This window comes from Treponema socranskii subsp. socranskii VPI DR56BR1116 = ATCC 35536 (assembly GCF_000468115.1).
Classification (GTDB): domain Bacteria; phylum Spirochaetota; class Spirochaetia; order Treponematales; family Treponemataceae; genus Treponema_D; species Treponema_D socranskii.
This window is the reverse complement of record NZ_AVQI01000079.1, coordinates 60,398-78,544: the sequence shown is the minus strand read 5'-3', so window position 1 is coordinate 78,544 and position 18,147 is coordinate 60,398. Positions and strand designations below refer to the sequence as shown.

The 18,147-nt window shown below is 48.1% G+C and carries 14 protein-coding genes; 8 read left to right on the top strand and 6 right to left on the bottom strand.

The window, feature by feature from the left end; translation table 11 throughout:
* On the top strand, window positions 1–1,343 hold a 1,343-nt coding region (locus HMPREF0860_RS14165; protein ID WP_021495761.1), incomplete at its 5' end, for a leucine-rich repeat domain-containing protein.
* 212 nt (window positions 1,344–1,555) lie between these two features.
* Complete coding sequence (carB, locus tag HMPREF0860_RS10830) at window positions 1,556–5,764, top strand: carbamoyl-phosphate synthase large subunit (RefSeq protein WP_021331640.1); 4,209 nt, start codon at window positions 1,556–1,558, stop codon at window positions 5,762–5,764.
* A gap of 23 nt (window positions 5,765–5,787) precedes the next feature.
* Here the strand turns inward: carB and HMPREF0860_RS10825 are convergent, their stop codons facing one another.
* Entirely contained in the window at window positions 5,788–6,609 is an 822-nt protein-coding gene (locus tag HMPREF0860_RS10825) for a DeoR/GlpR family DNA-binding transcription regulator (protein ID WP_021331621.1), read from the bottom strand.
* Between the two features lie 182 nt (window positions 6,610–6,791).
* Between HMPREF0860_RS10825 and HMPREF0860_RS10820 the strand changes: the two genes are divergently transcribed.
* The 5 genes from HMPREF0860_RS10820 to HMPREF0860_RS10800 all read left to right on the top strand — a co-directional run bounded on the left by HMPREF0860_RS10820 (window position 6,792) and on the right by HMPREF0860_RS10800 (window position 12,225).
* Window positions 6,792–7,820 carry an ABC transporter substrate-binding protein gene (locus HMPREF0860_RS10820; protein WP_021331601.1) on the top strand — a complete coding sequence of 343 codons (1,029 nt, stop codon included), beginning with the start codon at window positions 6,792–6,794 and terminating at the stop codon, window positions 7,818–7,820.
* A gap of 71 nt (window positions 7,821–7,891) precedes the next feature.
* A complete protein-coding gene (locus HMPREF0860_RS10815) occupies window positions 7,892–9,586 on the top strand; it encodes an ABC transporter permease (RefSeq protein ID WP_021495771.1) in 1,695 nt (564 codons plus the stop codon).
* A gap of 22 nt (window positions 9,587–9,608) precedes the next feature.
* Window positions 9,609–10,712 carry an ABC transporter ATP-binding protein gene (locus tag HMPREF0860_RS10810; protein WP_038081962.1) on the top strand — a complete coding sequence of 368 codons (1,104 nt, stop codon included), beginning with the start codon at window positions 9,609–9,611 and terminating at the stop codon, window positions 10,710–10,712.
* Between the two features lie 184 nt (window positions 10,713–10,896).
* Window positions 10,897–11,283, top strand: coding sequence for a hypothetical protein (locus tag HMPREF0860_RS10805; protein WP_156002238.1), 387 nt, complete (start codon window positions 10,897–10,899; stop codon window positions 11,281–11,283).
* Entirely contained in the window at window positions 11,284–12,225 is a 942-nt protein-coding gene (locus HMPREF0860_RS10800) for a CehA/McbA family metallohydrolase (RefSeq protein ID WP_021331616.1), read from the top strand.
* 82 nt (window positions 12,226–12,307) lie between these two features.
* Here HMPREF0860_RS10800 and HMPREF0860_RS10795 read toward each other — a convergent pair whose 3' ends face one another.
* The 5 genes from HMPREF0860_RS10795 to HMPREF0860_RS10775 all read right to left on the bottom strand — a co-directional run bounded on the left by HMPREF0860_RS10795 (window position 12,308) and on the right by HMPREF0860_RS10775 (window position 16,753).
* Window positions 12,308–13,678 (bottom strand): sodium-dependent transporter, encoded by a 1,371-nt coding sequence (locus HMPREF0860_RS10795; protein ID WP_021495762.1) that lies wholly within the window; start codon window positions 13,676–13,678, stop codon window positions 12,308–12,310.
* 75 nt (window positions 13,679–13,753) lie between these two features.
* On the bottom strand, window positions 13,754–14,608 hold the full coding sequence (locus HMPREF0860_RS10790; protein WP_021331637.1) for a lysophospholipid acyltransferase family protein: 855 nt from the start codon (window positions 14,606–14,608) through the stop codon (window positions 13,754–13,756).
* Window positions 14,605–15,273: a beta-ketoacyl synthase chain length factor gene (locus HMPREF0860_RS10785; RefSeq protein WP_021331643.1), complete on the bottom strand. Its 669-nt coding sequence runs from the start codon at window positions 15,271–15,273 to the stop codon at window positions 14,605–14,607. Before HMPREF0860_RS10785 ends, HMPREF0860_RS10790 begins: the two co-directional genes overlap by 4 nt.
* A gap of 2 nt (window positions 15,274–15,275) precedes the next feature.
* On the bottom strand, window positions 15,276–16,400 hold the full coding sequence (locus HMPREF0860_RS10780; protein ID WP_021331629.1) for a methyltransferase: 1,125 nt from the start codon (window positions 16,398–16,400) through the stop codon (window positions 15,276–15,278).
* A gap of 95 nt (window positions 16,401–16,495) precedes the next feature.
* Window positions 16,496–16,753, bottom strand: coding sequence for a SemiSWEET family transporter (locus HMPREF0860_RS10775; RefSeq protein WP_021331602.1), 258 nt, complete (start codon window positions 16,751–16,753; stop codon window positions 16,496–16,498).
* A 355-nt stretch (window positions 16,754–17,108) separates the two neighbouring features.
* Here HMPREF0860_RS10775 and HMPREF0860_RS10765 point away from each other — a divergent pair, with 355 nt between their 5' ends.
* A complete protein-coding gene (locus HMPREF0860_RS10765; protein WP_021331605.1) occupies window positions 17,109–18,140 on the top strand; it encodes an ABC transporter substrate-binding protein in 1,032 nt (343 codons plus the stop codon).
* Window positions 18,141–18,147 lie beyond the last annotated feature (7 nt).

Sequence of the window (18,147 nt, the reverse complement as noted above, 5' to 3'; positions counted from 1 at the left end):
TATGTAAAATCGATTTCGGCGTAGACGGCGGACACGGCACGCTCACGGCAAAAGTTGACGGCAGCAAAATCAGTACAGGCGATAAAGTGGAACACGGTAAAACCGTAACCTTTACCGCACAGGCCGACCCGAACTACGCGGTGGAACAATGGACAAACAACGGAACGCCCATCGCCGCGGCTGGAACAAACACAAGTTACAACCACACCGTAACGGCGGATGCACACATCAAAGTAAAGTTCAAATATGCAGGAGCCGCACTCACGGTAGATACAACGGCATTTACCAAAACGGCAGGAGATGAGTTTACACATCGGTTTGTAACGGGAGGTTCGGGCAACTTCATGGCGGAACCTGAAACGGCGGGCATCATCGCGCTCGGTATGTGGGACTTGAACAGCCACGGCAATATTACGGTACAGTGCAACAATGCCGGCTCAACGCGCATAAAGGTAGTCGACACGGTAAGCGGGCAAACCGCTTTTTCAGGTCTCATCACCGTTCAAGCTGATGTAAAGTACTTTGAAGAAGGCGGCGTACGCTACTATATAACGGACAAAACCGCCCGCGAGGTGAGCGTAACCGGAAGGACAGCTTCTTGGACCTTCGTGGAGTACACGGTACCATCGCTTTACATACCCAAAGAAGTTACCCACGGCGGCATAACCTACACGGTGACGAGCGTAGAGTTTGTTTCTCGGTGGGGGACTATGCTGCAAAGCGTAACGGTTGCATCCGATAACACCTATCTTTTGGCCGAAAACGGCGTTATCTTTAACAAAGATAAAACCGTACTGTTAGGCTATCTGCCGGGTAAACCGGATGCATCTTACACCGTTCCTGCAAGCGTAACAAAATTGGAGCGTTACTCTTTTGGCGGTGTTTCCGCACTCACTTCCGTTACGCTGCCTGACGGCTTAAAGACTATTGGCAGTAATACGCTTTGGAACTGCGAAAATCTTACAACGCTTAACCTGCCGTCGTCTCTGGAATCTATCGGCTCGCATTCGATACATCTCATAAAAGTGCGCTCTATGGTTGTACCGGAAAACATAAAAGTTCTTAACGCCTACTTTCTTGCCTTATGTCCCGAACTGACGTCGGTCGAGCTCCCCTCAACGCTTACCAAAATAGAGTATAATGCCTTTTTTGAAGATCCTAAACTGAAGACGGTAACGTGCAAAGCGGCAACTCCGCCGGTCATTGAAGCAGGTAAAGATGTGTTTAAGGACACGCCCATCGGTTTTGTAACGACGCTCCGCGTCCCCGCCGGCTCCAAAGCACTCTACCAAGCCGCAGAAGGCTGGAAGGACTTTGGCACGATTGAGGCAATAACACCGTAAGGAACGGGTAATGATTTTAATTGGTAATGTGTAATTGTTAATTCAATTACACATTGAAAAACGGATTGACCGCTCTCAAGCCGGAGAATACTTCGACTTTGAGGGCGGTTTTTTGTGTGTGTTGCAAGCGGTGTACTGTTGTGGAAGTATCGTTGTCGGGGGTATTCATTTTTTTTATAAAAATATATAATTGTATTTTAAGAGGATGCCCTATGCCGTTAAATACATCGATTCGTAAAGTTATGGTTATCGGTTCGGGGCCGATCGTCATCGGGCAGGCCGTCGAATTCGATTACGCGGGTACGCAAGCGTGCAAAGCGCTCAAAGAGCAGGGCTTGAGCGTCGTCCTCGTCAATTCGAATCCTGCAACGCTCATGACCGACCGCTCCATGGCGGACGCGGTGTATATCGAACCGCTTATTCCCGAAACGATCCGGCGGATTATCGAAAAGGAAAAGCCCGACAGTTTGCTTTCAACGCTCGGCGGGCAAACCGGACTGACGCTGAGCATGGAGCTTGCCAAATCGGGATTTTTAAAAAGTCACGGCGTGCAGCTTTTGGGCGCGCGGCCGGATACGATCGATAAAGCGGAAGACCGGCAGATTTTCAAAGACACGATGCTGTCCATCGGCGAACCGTGCATTCCGTCAAAAGTCGTGACGACGCTTGAGGACGCCGTCGATTTTGCCGAACATGAAATCGGATATCCTGCAATCGTGCGCCCCGCATTTACACTCGGCGGCACCGGCGGAGGCATCGCGGAAACGAAGAGCGAGCTCGAAGAGATTGCGCAAAACGGACTGCACCGTTCACCCATTCATCAGATTCTCGTCGAAAAATGTATCGCCGGCTGGAAGGAAATCGAATTCGAAGTCGTGCGCGATCACAGCGGGAACGCGATTACCGTGTGCTCTATGGAAAACGTTGATCCCGTCGGTATCCATACCGGCGACTCGATCGTCGTCGCTCCGACGATGACGCTTTCCGATAAAGAATATCAAATGCTGCGTTCGGCTTCTTTCAATATCGTCGGTTCGCTCGGCATGGAAGGCGGATGCAACGTTCAGTTTGCGCTGCATCCTTCGACTTCCGAATATGCGGTCATCGAAGTGAATCCGCGCGTATCCCGTTCGTCGGCGCTCGCATCGAAAGCGACGGGCTATCCGATTGCGCGCGTTGCGACGCTCATCGCGATCGGCTATAACCTCGACGAAATCCCGAACTTCGTGACGAAAAAAACGTCGGCGTATTTCGAACCCGTCGTCGATTATGTCGTCGTAAAGATGCCGAAATTTCCGTTCGACAAATTCGTATATGCGAAGCGCACGCTCGGCACGCAGATGAAAGCGACGGGCGAAGTGATGTCGATCGGGCGCACGTTTGAAGAAGCGATTATGAAAGCCGTACGCGGCGCCGAAATCGGAACGGATTCGATGCGCTTAAAACAGTTTGTGAACGAAAGCGATGAGCGCATCAAAGAGCGCATCGGAGAATGTACCGACCGCAGAATTTTTGCGATCTACGAAGCGCTCGTGCGCGGCATCATGTCGATCGACGAAATTAATAAAATTACGAAAATCGATATATGGTTTTTGGCAAAACTGCAGCACATCGCGTTCCGTGAACTCGAGCTCGCATCGGTAAAAACCGGAAAGCAAAAGCTTTCGCCTCTTTTGTATCTTGAAGCGAAAAAAGACGGCTTCCCCGATAAAACGATCACCGAGTTGAGCGGAGTTGCGATCCCGGGCGGCTCGGGAATTATTAAAGAAGCGAAAGACGCCGCCGCGCTCGTAAAGCAGGGTAAGCTCGCGCACATTCCCGCGACGTATAAAATGGTCGATACCTGCACCGGTGAGTTCAGCGCGGAAACGCCGTATTTTTACGGCGGCTACTATGAGGAAAACGAAGCGGCGGATTTTCTCGCCGAACACGCAAAATCGAAAAGCAAAAAAGGTACGATCATCGTGCTCGGTTCGGGACCGATCCGCATCGGTCAGGGAATCGAATTCGATTATGCGTCGGTGCAGTGCGTGTGGTCGCTGAAAAAACTCGGCTACGATGTCGTGACGATCAACAACAATCCCGAAACGGTTTCAACCGATTTCGATACGTCAGACCGCCTGTACTTCGAACCGCTTACGCCGGAAGACGTGATGAGCGTCATCAATACGGAAAAACCGATCGGCGTTGTCGTTGCTTTCGGCGGACAGACGGCGATAAAATTAACAAAATTTCTCGATGAACAGGGCATAAAAATTCTCGGCACGAGCGCCGAATCGATCGACATCGCGGAAGACCGCGAAAAATTTGAAGCGCTTTGCGTCAAACTCGGTATCAATAAACCCGCAGGGGAAACGGTTTTGACGACGGAAGAAGCGATCGCGTCCGCACAGCGCATCGGCTATCCGATTTTGCTCAGACCCTCTTACGTGCTCGGCGGACAAAATATGATCATCGCGTGGGGAGACGCCGATGTGCGCGAATATATGGGCATCATCCTTTCGCAGGGCATCGAAAATCCGGTGCTCATCGACAAATATATGGGCGGCACCGAACTCGAAGTCGATGCGATCTGCGACGGCAAAGACATTTTGATTCCGGGTATCATGGAGCACATCGAACGCGCGGGCATTCATTCCGGCGATTCGATCGCCGTATACCCGTCGTGGAATCTCAACGATATCCTCCGGCAAAAAATTATCAAGCAGTCGCGCGAACTCGCGCTTGCGCTCGGCACGAAAGGGCTTGTCAATATTCAATATCTCATCTACAACAACGATCTCTATGTGATCGAAGTGAATCCCCGTTCGAGCCGCACGGTGCCCTATATCAGCAAAGTGACCGGCGTGCCGATGGTCGAACTTGCAGTGCGCGCGATGCTCGGCGAAAAAGTAAAAACTTTCGGCTACGGTACGGGGCTGTACCGCATTTCGCCGTACTTCGCCGTAAAAGTGCCGGTGTTCAGTTTTGAAAAACTCATGGACGTCGATACGCATTTGGGACCGGAGATGAAATCGACCGGCGAAGTGCTCGGTCTTGCCTCGACGATGGAAGAAGCGATTTACAAAGGGCTCATCGGCGCGGGTTACCGCATGAAAAGAAGCGGCGGCGTTTTGTTTACGGTGCGGAAAACCGATCAGTTTGAAATCCCCGACCTCGCGCGGAAATTTTACGATATGGGATTTACGCTGTACGCGACCGAAGGCACGGCGGGCGTTATTAAAGACTTCGGCATGGAAGTGACGGTCGTAAATAAAATCCACGAAAATCCCGACGACAATCTTTTGACGCTCCTCGATACCGGTAAAATCGACTACGTGATTTCGACGAGCACGAAGGGACGCGACCCGCATGCCGACAGCGTGCGTATGCGGCGGCACGCCGTAGAGCGCGACATACCCTGCCTCACCGCGATCGATACGGCGAACGCGATTGCGAACTGCCTCATGAGCCATTACAATGCGGAAAACGTCGAACTCGTCGATATCAACGCGCTGCGCGAATCGAAAGAAAAACTGCGCTTTTGCAAAATGCAGAGTACGGGAAACGATTTTATCCTCATCGATGCGAGGAAGCAGGCGGTAGCGAATCCTGCGGGGCTTGCCGTCCGCCTGTGCAATCGCCGCATGGAAATCGGCGCCGATTCGCTCGTGCTCGTCAAAGATTCGGACAAAGCGGACGCGTATATGCAGTTTTTCAATCAGGACGGAAGCGAAGGACGCTTGGCGGGAAATGCGATCCGCTCCGTTGCAAAATATCTGTACGACAACAATATCAACGGCGTAAAAGACCGCGGAGATGCGGCATCCCCGACGGCATCTCTTTCGATCGATACGGCGAGCGGCACGAAGTCGCTCGTGCTGTATAAACTCGACGGAAAAGTTTCTTCCGTTACCGTCGACATGGGGCGCCCGCTTTTCGATGCCGCATCTCTTCCGACGACGCTTTCGCCCGTTTCGACTTCGCGCGAATCGCTTGCCGCCCGGATTCCTCAAAAAGCCATCGTCAATGTGCCGCTTACCGTAGACGGTACGAAATACGACGTTACGTGCCTTTCCGTCGGTACGCCGCACTGCGTCGTATTTTGCGGCTTTGTCGATAAAGTCGATGTCGAAAAAATCGGGCCGCTCTTTGAAAACAACGCCGTTTTCCCGAATCGGACGAATACGGAGTTCGTGCGTGTCGTCGGCCGGAATGAATTGAAGATGCGGACGTGGGAACGGGGCAACGGAGAAACGCCCGCCTGCGGTACCGGCGCATGTGCAGCCGCGATCGCTGCCGTGCTGAACGGCTATTGTCCGATGGATGAAAATATCACCGTGCAAGTGAAAGGCGGCACGCTCATCGTAAAGTACACAGGCGATACCGTCTATTTGACCGGACAGAGCGACACGGTTTACGAAGGTGAAATCGAGATATGATTCCGATATCGAGTTATCGATAATTAATGTTCCGTCTGTTCTTTTGATGTCTTTGCAATAATGACGTTGACGCCTCGTTCTTTGATGCTGTTTACTGCGGCGCTGTCGGCTTCCCCATCGGTGATGACGGTATCTATTTGACTGAGATTTCCGCATTGGGCAAAACTTGTTATACCGAATTTACTGCTGTCAACGAGTAAAATTTTTTCTTTCGCCTTTTCAAGGATTTTTTTTCGGAATTCGGCTTCCGGAAACGATGCGCAGGAGATACCGTAGTCGGGACTTATCCCCGTTGCGCTTAAAAAAGCTTTATCGACGAAAATATTATGGAGTGCGGTCGTTGCGAGTAAGCCGAGTAGATTTTTATTCGTCGCGTTATACGTGCCGCCCAATACGGTAAGGCTGATATTTTGCAGATTATCGAGGAACTGAATATGCGGAATAAAATTTGTCACGATTGTAATTTCAAATGAGATTTGATTTATAAGCTTTACGAGTTCAAGTAAGGTCGTTCCTCCGTCAAAAATCATGCTGTCACCGGATGTGATAAGATTGAGCGCTTCTTTTGCGATGGCGATTTTTTGCGGTAAATTTTTAATCATCCGTTCATTAAACGGTCTGTCGAGCGAAGAATGCGAACGTTCCACCGCTCCGCCGTAGGTACGCGTTAAAAGGCCGTTGCGTTCGAGTATTTTCAAATCTTGACGGATAGTCACTTCGGTTACATTGAATTTTTCCGCTATATCTTTGACGATGATTTTTCCGTTGTTTCGGATGAGTTCCAATATCTGATTGCGCCTTTCAATATGAAATATATTTTGATTTATTTGAGTTTCAAGTACCATATCATAGAATTATGACATAAGCGGCATAAAAACACAAGCAAACCTTATTCTTTTGAAACAAAAAAAATAAAAACAAAATAGTAAATATTTTTCTTGCAAAAAGAAAAATCATATGATAAAATTGCGTGTAATATATATAAATCTTTCGATTCGAAAGACAAAATAGTTTTCCAGGAGGCAATATGAAAAACTGGGTAGCGATGTTCGGGATAGTGCTGTTAAGCGGAGGTTTACTCTTTGCGCTCGGCTCCAATGACGGTACGTCAAAAGAAGTAAGCGTGTATTTCGGCTGGACGGAAGATGAAATTCCGACATATTGCCGAGAATTTGAAAAAGATACGGGTATTCACGTTAATTATGTACGTCTTTCCGCCGGTGAAATGATTACCCGCGCCATCAGCGAAAAAAGCAATCCTCAGGTAAGCGTCATTTGCGGCGGCGGATCGGAAAATTATATCACTGCAGTCAATGAAGGCGTATTTACGCCGTATCGCTCTCCGGAACTCGATAATATCCCTAAAGTGTTTTACGAAAAAAATAATATGTGGGAACCGGTTTGTCTCGCCGTTTTATGTTTTGCGGTTAATAAAAATTGGTTTAAAGAACATGCTATGGCGTATCCGAAAACGTGGGAGGATTTACTTGATCCGCGCTTGAAAGGAATGGTGATTATGGCGCATCCGTCGACATCCGGCGTTTCATCGAATATTCTAACGTCGATGGTACAATTGAAAGGTGAAGATGCCGCTTTTGATTATTTTAAGAAATTTACGGCAATCGTGCCGTATTATGCAAAAGCAAGCTCTTCCGCGCCTTCTTCCGTTTCACTCGGCGAGGCGGCAGTCGGTCTTACGGTAGACAGCGATACGCTGAAATACCAAAATCAGGGGTATCCGATAGAGATCGCGTTTCCCGATCCGACTTTTGTCGACGTCAATGCGATAGCGCTTGTCAAAAACGGTCCCGTAAATGAAGTTGAGAACGCAAAAAAATTCATCGACTGGATGCTTTCCAAAAGGGGTCAGGATTGTTTTGAAACGTCGGGGTCTTCAAGGATGCCGCTCAATAAAAATGCAAATGTAAGCAAGGGTTTGATACCGCTTGACCGGATAAAAGTATTCAATGCGGATCGTGAAGTTTCGGGGCGCGATAGACGTGCATTGATCGCAAAATTTATTGCAACGATCGATGATGCAAAATCGTTGAAATAGATCATCGACGGACGGCGGGAGTTTTTATAGGAAACTTCCGTCTCCTTTTATTTTGTATTCGGGAGGTACGCATGTCTGAAAAAGCTTTGACAGGCGGCGGTAAAACAGTTAGGTTTGCAGGTTTTCGGACATTGCTGCGCCAGCCGATGCTTGTTGTTTCAATACTCGTCGTGTTCATATTGCTGGTGACATTCGTACTGTACCCTATGTTAAAAATCATGCAATTGGCTTTTACGGATGAGACGCACAAAGCGACATTTTCCAATTTAACGACTATTTTTAAATCCCGTTCATACCGTACGACGTTTATAAACAGTATAAAGCTTGCCGTTGTCGTTTCCGTTCTTGCTACGATAATCGGTTATATTTTTGCTTTTGCCGTAAATAGGACCGAAGTACCTTGTCGGAGATTTTTTAATACGATAATCCAATTGCCTATTATTTCGCCGCCGTTTATTTTAGCGCTTTCGATTATCTTTTTATTCGGACGCCAGGGAATCATCACAAACGGATTATTCGGTATAAAAAACAGCAATGTGTACGGATTCGGCAGTCTTGTTTTTATTCAAGTAATATCGTTTTTCCCCGTTGCTTATTTAACTTTGACGGGGATCCTTGCGTCCATCGATTCTTCCGTCGAAGATGCCGCTATGAATATCGGTGCGTCTCGGTGGCATACATTTTGGACGGTGACGTTCCCGCTTTCGTTGCCGGGCGTGATCAGCGCTGCGCTTCTCACGTTTGTGCAATCGCTTGAAGACTTTTCAAATCCTGCCGTCATAGGAGGCGATTATTCGACGCTTTCAACCGAAGCATACAGAACGATTACCGGTATGTATGATTTTCATGCGGGTACCGCTTTGGCGCTTGCGCTTCTTGCTCCGACGGTCATAGCTTTTTTGTTGCAGCGATATTGGCTGCAGAAAAAAGTTTTCGTTACGATTACCGGTAAATCCGTTTCACAGACGCGCAAAATACACGGAAAATCGACCGTACCGTTTTTTATTTTTTGTATTTGCGTTTCCGCCGTATTTTTATTGTTGTACGGTACGGTATTTGTAGGCGCATTTACAAAAACATGGGGTATAGATTATACATTTTGTTTCAGCCATTTCAAATATGCGTGGACATATGCAAAAGAAGCGCTCGGAAAGTCTATGCAGCTTTCGCTTATCGCCGCTCCTTTAACCGGTATGTTGGGAATATATATCGCATATTTGACGACGCGCAAACGATTCCCCGGGAGAAAAATTATGCAAATCTCTTCGCTTCTTACATTTGCCATTCCCGGAACGGTACTCGGCATCGGATATATAAGCGCGTTCAATACGGGATTGATAATTCTAACGGGCACGCCGTATATCTTGCTTGCCGCATTTATATTCAGAAACATATCGGTATCGATTGAATCCGGCGCTTCGACGCTTTTGCAGATAGATAAGTCGATCGATGAAGCGTCTTCGATTTTGGGAGCCGGTAACGGCATGACTTTCAGGAGGATAACGCTGCCGTTGTTAAAATCGCCGTTTTTTACGGGAATCGTTTTTTCATTCGTTAGAAGTATGACCGCGGTAAGTACGGTGATTTTTTTGACTTCGCCGAAATGGCCGCTTGCTACGTCGAAGGTATACGGTCTGTTTGACATAAGCAAATACAGCGATGCGGCCGCCCTCGTTGTCTACATGATAATCATCATTTTGGTTGCGATCGGTATTATCAATGCTCTTGTTAAATGGATTTTAAAACCGAGAGTACATAAATTCTAACAAAAGAAGGTACACCATGGAAATGAAAAAATTTAACAACAGGAGCAGCGATGTCGTATTAAAAAACATCACAAAACTGTTTCCTTCCCCTGACGTAAAAAAAGATTTTATCGCCGTAGATAATATTTCGCTTACCATAAACGACGGCGAAATGGTTACCTTGCTCGGTCCGTCGGGCTGCGGTAAAACGACGACGCTCCGTATGATAAGCGGCTTTGAATTCCCGACAAGCGGTGAATTGTTAATCGGAGGACGTAATGTTGCGCTTACTCATCCGAATAAACGAGATGTATCTATGGTATTCCAAAGCTATGCGTTATTTCCGCATCTGTGCGTATGGAAAAATATCGCATACGGACTTGAAGTTAAAAAACATCCGAAGTCGGAGATAAAACAGCGCGTTCGACAAATCCTCGATTTGATGGAATTGACGGGTTTGGAAAATCGTTTTCCGAATCAGCTTTCCGGCGGCCAGCAGCAGCGTGTGGCATTGGCTAGGGCGACCGTTATAGAACCGAGCGTTCTTTTATTTGACGAGCCGCTTTCGAATCTCGATGCAAAATTGCGCGAGTATATGCGCGGCGAACTTCGCGCGCTGCAAAAGCGGTTGGGCATTACGAGTTTGTACGTTACGCATGATCAGGCGGAAGCAATGGCGATTTCCGATCGCATCGTTATTATGCGTGACGGAAGAATTCAGCAAGTCGGTACACCGGAAGAGATTTATGAACATCCGAACAGCAGATTTACCGCGAATTTTATCGGCAGAGCAAATTTTATTAACGCCGTTGCGGTAAAACGAAGCGGGAATATCGAAACGGTTAGAGTGATGAATAAGACGATGGATATTTCGATTGAACCGTATGTAAAAGTTTCCGACGGTGCGGAATGCTTTATTGCGTTTCGCCCCGAGTCTGCAAAGCTGACAACGGACGCTGCGCGCGGTATTTGCGGTACGGTTGTAAAGGCCGTATATTTCGGTTCGAAAATAGAATATGACGGAGAATTCGGCGGTGAACGGGTGACTGTAGAAATTTCGAATCCGACCGCATCGGAGCGTTACCGAGAAGGTGATACCGTATATTTGGAAATCGATGAAAATAGCGCATGCGTATTAACCGAATGATCGCTTATTATTTATTAAAAGAATGCGTATCCCTTTATAAATATGATAATATAGTGTGAATTGAATAGCGCTTTATTACAGGGGTATAAATCTCAAGGAAAACATAATGGCGGAAATAGTATTAAAGACAAAGGGAACATTTTATAAATATATACACTACACTCATGTTTCTTTCATTTTTCCGGTGGAAAAAATATATCGATCGATTGTCGTCGATTTTTCTTATGCGCCGCTCTTTTTGGAAGAGCAGAATCCCGATCTCGCGGGAATGATGAGAGAAGCATTGGCAACGCAGATTTATCGAAACGATGAACCGTACGTTTCGAACGTTATACAAAAAGCGATTCCGATAAAAAATCAAATTTCAATTGCGATAAAAGGGCCGGACGGATGGAGAGGCGAACATCATTTTTTTCCGGGCGAACAGCGGATAAGGTTGGGAAAGGATTGTACGACCGACGGATTTATCGGCAAACAAAATACGATAGGCATGTACGAACTGATATTGCATGTTTTTGCAGTCTACACCGATTCATGTGATTATGTGCTGACGGTGACGGGGGAAAATTAATTGATTACTTGGCTCAATGCGCAATTACATAATCACACCGTTCATTCGGATGGGAAAGATACCGTTGAACAGATGGTCGATAAACTCAGCGCTCGCGGTGCGCAAATTTTGGCGATAACCGATCACAATGCGGTGAGCGGTATTCCTGCGTTCCTTAAGCGGTGTAAAGAAAAAAATATTATCGGAATTCGCGGAAACGAAATATCCTCGTATTACGGACATATCGCCGCTCTCGGTTTGGAAGAATATATCGACTGGCGCTATTATCAAATCGATAATCCCGAACAAGTATTCGATGATATTCACAAACGAAATGCGCTGTGCGGTTACGCACATCCGATACGTATCGGTTATCCGATCGTGCCGAGTTGCGCGTGGATGTATACGATTTCCGATTATTCAAAAATCGATTATTTTGAAATTCTCAATACCGGCGATTGGTCGCGAAGCCGTAACGATATGGTCATAGAAGATTGGCTCAAGCGTCTTCGCGAGGGATTTTTGCATCTCGGAGCAATCAGCGCGCTCGATTACCATGCGCGCCCGTTCCATGGACATGAATACGTCACCTATTTGGGGCTTGATCTATCCGCTTCCGATTTGGAAAAAGAAGCGATGACGGCGATAAAGCGGCAGCGTATAATCGTCTGTAAAGATCAGTTTATTGATATATATGCGCTTGATTCGAACGGAAATCGGTACATTCCGGGCGACTGCATACCGAATGAAAAAGTATCCCTTCATATAGAAATACCGCGGGAATACGATGCGCAGCGTTATATCGTTACGCTGGATGATCAAATCGGAAAGAAAATCATCGACGATTTTTCCGGCATATTGGAGATCGACGATTTTTCCGAATTTTTGGTTGTATCCGTATATAGAGATACTGTCGATTTTTTTAATCTTTTGGCAATTTCAAATCCATTTAAAACTTTGTGACTGATTTTGTTAATTAATAAATCACGCGCCTCCCGATATCCGCACATCCTTTGCTGCCGGCGTGCGGACGAACGGAAGCCGTTTAAAAAAACTTATCCTTTATGCCGATGATAAATATCGACACGATGATGACGGGCAAAATATACGTCGTATAAAACCGCAGCCAATTCGGAAGCTTTGCGCCGTCTCCTGCGTGCGCTTCTTCGGTGAATTGTTTCCATCCCCAGCCGCGCTTCGACACACAGAACAAAAGGTAGACGAGCGAGCCGAGCGGAAGCGCGATATTGCTGACTAAAAAATCTTCCAAGTCGAGGATGCCCGAACCTTTGCCGAGCGGCTGTATGCCCGAAAGCACATTGAAGCCGAGCACGCACGGAAGTGAAAGAGCTATCAGTATGAATGTGTTGGTGAGCGCGATTTTTTTCCGGGACCGGCCGGTCAAATCGATATTACACGCGATGATCGTTTCGAAGACGGCGATGACGGTGGAAAAAGCCGCAAAGGCCATAAAGATAAAAAAGAGACTGCCCCAAATTCGTCCGCCTGCCATATTGTTGAAGATATTCGGCAGCGTAATAAACAGCAGGTTCGGGCCGCTTCCCGCATCGACGCCGAACGCCGAACACGCCGGAAATATGATGAGGCCGGCAAAAAATGCGATAAAGGTATCGAGGGCGGCGACGCGTATCGATTCGCCGAACAGCGAATGTTCTTTTCCGATATAGCTGCCGAAAATCGCCATAGCGCCGATGCCGAGGCTCAGCGTAAAAAACGACTGATTCATCGCAGCGACGACGGTTGCGACGATGCCCGTTTCTTTCATCCGTTCGAAGTCGGGAAGGAGATAAAATTTCAAACCGGCGCTTCCGCCTTTTAGAAATATGCTGTGGATCGCAAGTACGAGCAGCAGTACAAAGAGTGCGATCATCATTATCTTGGTAATTTTTTCGACGCCTTTTTTCAAACCCGCGGCGCAGATTGCAAAGCCCGAGGCGACGACGACGATCATCCAAAACGTCATAACGGCGGGTTGGGAGAGCATCATCGGAAAAAAGGCGCTTACCTGCTCAACGTTTTTGCCGTCGAATGCGCCCGTTACGCTGAGATAAAAATAGTGGAGCATCCAACCGGTAACCGTCGTGTAAAACATCATAAGCAGGTAATTTCCCGCGAGCGCCATATAACCGTGTAAATGCCATTTTTGTCCCGGCTTTTCGAGCGCGTTGAACGCGCGGACGGGACTTTTTCTGCTCGCACGTCCGACGGAAAATTCCATCGTCAAAACAGGGATGCCCATGATGACGAGGAAAAACAAATACACGAGTACGAAGGCGCTGCATCCGTGAAATCCGGTGATATACGGAAACTTCCATACGTTTCCGATTCCGATCGCGCATCCGGCGGAGAGAAGGATAAATCCGAGCCTTGAGCTGAGGTTTTCACGTTGTTCCATATTGAACTCCCAAATTAATAATATGCCGTTTCAAATTTAATAAAAATCGATACGGATTTACGATTGATAATCGGTTTATATCAATCGATTGTCGACGAACATGGCTTTATTTGCGATCGTTTGATGTATCTTTTCGGTAATGCGTTTCGCTGCAATTTGCGGTTCAAGCGATTCGTAGTCTGCTATTTTGATTTCATCGAGCATATAGACGTTGTAGCGGTATACCCCCGAACGCGCGAAAGAAAAAAACGCGTCGTGTTTGCCGAGTCCGTATTTATCGCTGCCTCCGATGTATACGGGCAGGATGTCGCAGTGCGTGTCGAGCGCTGTACGGGCAGCTCCTTTTTTGAACGCGTTTGTGCCGTGCCGCGGCGTGCGCGTTCCTTCGGGAAACACGATGAGATTCGTTCCGGTTGCAAGCGATTTTTTGCAAAAGTCGATCATTTCTTCATAGCCGAGCGTATTGACGATGTACAGCTGCCTGATGACGCTTGCGTACATCGAATTTGCGAGATTTCCGCGCACGATGCAGTCCGCATTCGGGATGAGCGAAATGAGGAATACGACGTCGAGCATGGACGGGTGATTTGCAACGACGATCTTCGACGAGAGGCTGCGGAATTTTTCTTTGTCCGCCGTTTGAAAGCGCACGACACCGAGACAGCGCATGACGTTGATAAAAAAGCGGAACATAAACGAAACGGTCGAGCGTGCGGCTTTTTGAAATCGCAGTTTCGGATGGATCAAAAGCCGCTCGATCGGAAAGACGACGATGCCGAGAACGACGCTGCCGACTCCGAAAAAAGCGTACAAAAATAATTTAGCGAGAGCACCGTATACGTAGAGGAGCGGATTTTTTATCGGCGGTAAATCTTCACGGGCATAGCGATATGCGTCGGAATCGATTTTATTGTTTATTAATTCACTCAAAACGACGTATCCTTTAAAATAATATCCTTTAAAAAATCCGCCGCAGTTTCCGAAACGGCGGACACGTCGGAGATACGGACGCCGTTTCCGGAAAGGGAAAGAACGGCGGCGAATGCGAACGGATCGCAGTTTCCCGCATCGAGCGATTTGTACGCTTCGGGCGCAAGTTCGTCGGCATAGGCAAGCACGACTTCCGTCTCCGTGCCCGAAAGCACCGATGCGCAGGCACCTTCGAATGCGCTTCGAAAATTGCACTTGGACGGAAAGACTGCCGAATAGCCGCCGTGCAAACCGAGTGAAATCGATGCGAGCGCGATCGGCGTATTGAACACGGAAAGCGAAAAAGAAGCCGGCAACACCTCTTTTTCTTCGACGATCATTTTGCTCACGGCGAATTCGCGTGCAAGTTCTCCCCGATGCGAGATGAACACCTGCGGCGTATCTTTGCCGCACTGCGATTTTTCGAGTACGTCGTGTACGACTTGAATCGTCATTTTGCTTATCTGGCTGAATCGCCTTCGGAAAATCGCGTCGACGTATTCGAGCTTCGGCGTACCGTTTGTCTTTTCGATCGATTTTTCGCCGTGCGCCCACTTTTTCCAGTCGTCGTTTGAAACGAGTCCCGGCGCCCATGCTGTTGTATTCGAAACGACGATCTGTGCCACGTCTAGGCCTTCTTTCGGAATACGAGCAGCGAATAGCTGTTCGAGCCGAGATTGTGATGTTCGTGCTTCAGTGCAAAGCCTGCCGCTTCGACGGCATCGACGAGTTCGCGGAAGCGGTACATTTTGCTCGTGCCGTTTGCCATGCACGTAAAGTAAAGCGATGTCGCCTGCAGCGAATACGAGCTCGCTTCAAAGCGCTGTTTGTCCCACAGAGGTTCGAGTACGTACACATTCGTTTCGGGCTTCGCCGTACTGTGCACTTTCGTTAAAATTTTCGTCACCTGCGGAAGCGAAAAGCAATCGAGGAATTGACTCATCCACACGGCGTCGGGCGCCGTCGGAAGGGATGTCGTTTCGTCGAGCACGTTGCACGGATGTACGGAGATTCTGTCTGCGAATCCCGCATTTGCCGCATTTTTTTCGGCGACGGCCGTCTGTCCGGGTAAATCGACGATCATCACGTGTACGCCGCTGTCATAGGCGCAGCATGCAACTGCCCACTTTGCGGTGTTGCCGCCGATGTCGACGAGATGCTGCGGCTTGTCGCCGAACACGATCGGAAGCGCTTCGGGAAAGGCGATGTCGCTGTAAAAGTGATCGAACGCGAACCAACTGCGCTTTGCCCGGTCGGGCAGCGAAGAGAGCGCTTCGTAGATCGTCGCCCACTGTGTGCCGAAATATTTCAATCCTGCCGGTTTTCCCGTTCGGATCGATTCATCCAAATCGTAAGCGCCCATATAACAGATATCGTTTGTAAAATTGAAATTCGCCTTTGTCAAATCGTCTTCGAGCAGCATCCAACCGATTTTTCCGATGATAAATTTTTCGCCTTTGCTGTCGTCCGTTCGGCTGTCCTGAGTGAGCTTTATGACACCCATGCCGAGCGCCATTTCGCAGAGCACGCCGACACCGTATTCCGAAACGCCCGTCTTTGCAGCGAGTTCCGCCCTGGTGATACCTTCGTCTCCCGCTCTTTCGATCGCTCGCAAAATATTCAAATTGAGCATGGCGCGGATCGCTTGAAATGTGAGCGGCGCAAACGCTATTTTTTGCGCTTCGAATTTCGCATCGACGGCGCGAAGTTCGTCCATTTTAAATCTTTCCGCATCGTAAAAAGCTTTATCCATATTGAGTAAATAATTTTATCATAGGGCGCGGCATGCGTCAATGTAGCGGAATTTATATGCGGTGATGTGTGTGAGCCGTAGGCGTACCGGTTCGATTAAAAGGCAGCGAATGTTGCAATTAGTCCGAAGATAACGCCGGGCAGATTTGCCGCCGATAAAGGATAGTCGCGTTTCTCTTTTAAAAGTCCGTAAGCCGTCCATATAGTACAGTTGACTGCGGCAGCTAAAGGCTGTATAAACGGCGTTTTGTGTCCGTGAACGTCGCCCCATATTTGGGGAATGTATGATACATACATAAACACTGAAAGTACCGTTCCGATCCAGCCCAAAATTTTCAATTTTTTTTCGCTCATCTTGTTCCCCTTGCGGATCCTGTACCCGCATATATGCGCCACTATATCGTAATTGTAAAAAAAACACAATCAACAACCCCGATGCAGAGTGACGGGGTATGAAATCCTCCGCACGAATAAATCGCGTTATCGTTTCGATTCGCACAGGTCGTACTCCGGCAGCGGTCCTGCCGTTTGCCGCGGAACCTTTATCATTTGCTGAATTAGCGGTTTAAAAAACGGTTTTTTCAGCCGATGTCCGAAATTTACACTGGCAAAATATACGATATGATTTATACTGTACGCACAATCAAAGAAACTGTCCGAAAATCGAAGCTTTTGGACAGCCACATCGATCACGTTTTAGGAGAATGATATGCACAAGCGAATCGCAGCCGTATTGACGGCAATCCTATTGATCGCGGGAATAATCTCGTGTTCGAAAAAAAGCGCGGAATCCTCCGGGAAAGCGACATCTTCGTCGCAGTCCGGATCGGTCATGTTGTATTCGTCGCTGAAAGAAGCGCAGCTCATCGCGGTAAAAGAAGGGTTTACCAAAAAATACCCGAACATCGTTATGGATTATTATGCTGCGGGAACGAGTAAAGTCGCGACGAAAATGGCTGCCGAAAAGCAGTCGGGGCAAATCGCCTGCGATTTGGTATGGGTCGGCGATCCGTCGAACTATATTACGTTCAAAGAGCAGGGCATTCTCGAAGCCTATGCGTCTCCCGAAGCCGCTCACGTCGACGCGTTGTATAAAGATCCCGAAAATTATTATTGCGGCGGCCGCATGGTCGTCATGGGTTTCGCATACAACACGAATACGGTAAAACCGGAACAGGCGCCGAAAACGTGGAACGATCTGCTCGATCCGTTTTATAAAAATCAAATCGTTATGACCGATCCCGGCGAATCGGGAACGACGTTTTACGCGGTTGCGGGCTTGCTCGCCGACGCAAAATACGGCGAAGCATATTTTAAAAAATTAAAAGCGGCGGGCACCGAACTTGAAAGCGGTACGACGTCGACGCATACGAAAGTCGCTGCGAGCGCATACAAAGTGTGTATCGCCGTCGACTACGTTACGCAGACGCTCGAAAGCGACGGTTCTCCGATCAAATTCGTGTATCCCGAAACCGATCTCGTCGCCATTTCAAGTCCGATCGCGCTCATTAAAAATTCCGCGAATCAGGAAAACGGCAAACTTTTGTACGATTACATCCTGTCGGAAGAAGGTCAGAAGATTTTGAGCGAACACGGCTGTGCGTCGATCAGAGACGACGTTCAAAAAGAGGGCAGTCTCTCTCCGTCGGAAATCGCCAAGCGCGCTATGAAAATCGACGACGCGGAAATTGCAAAGCACAGCGGCGATGTTCTCGCCGTCTTCGATAAAATCTTCAAATAAAAATTGC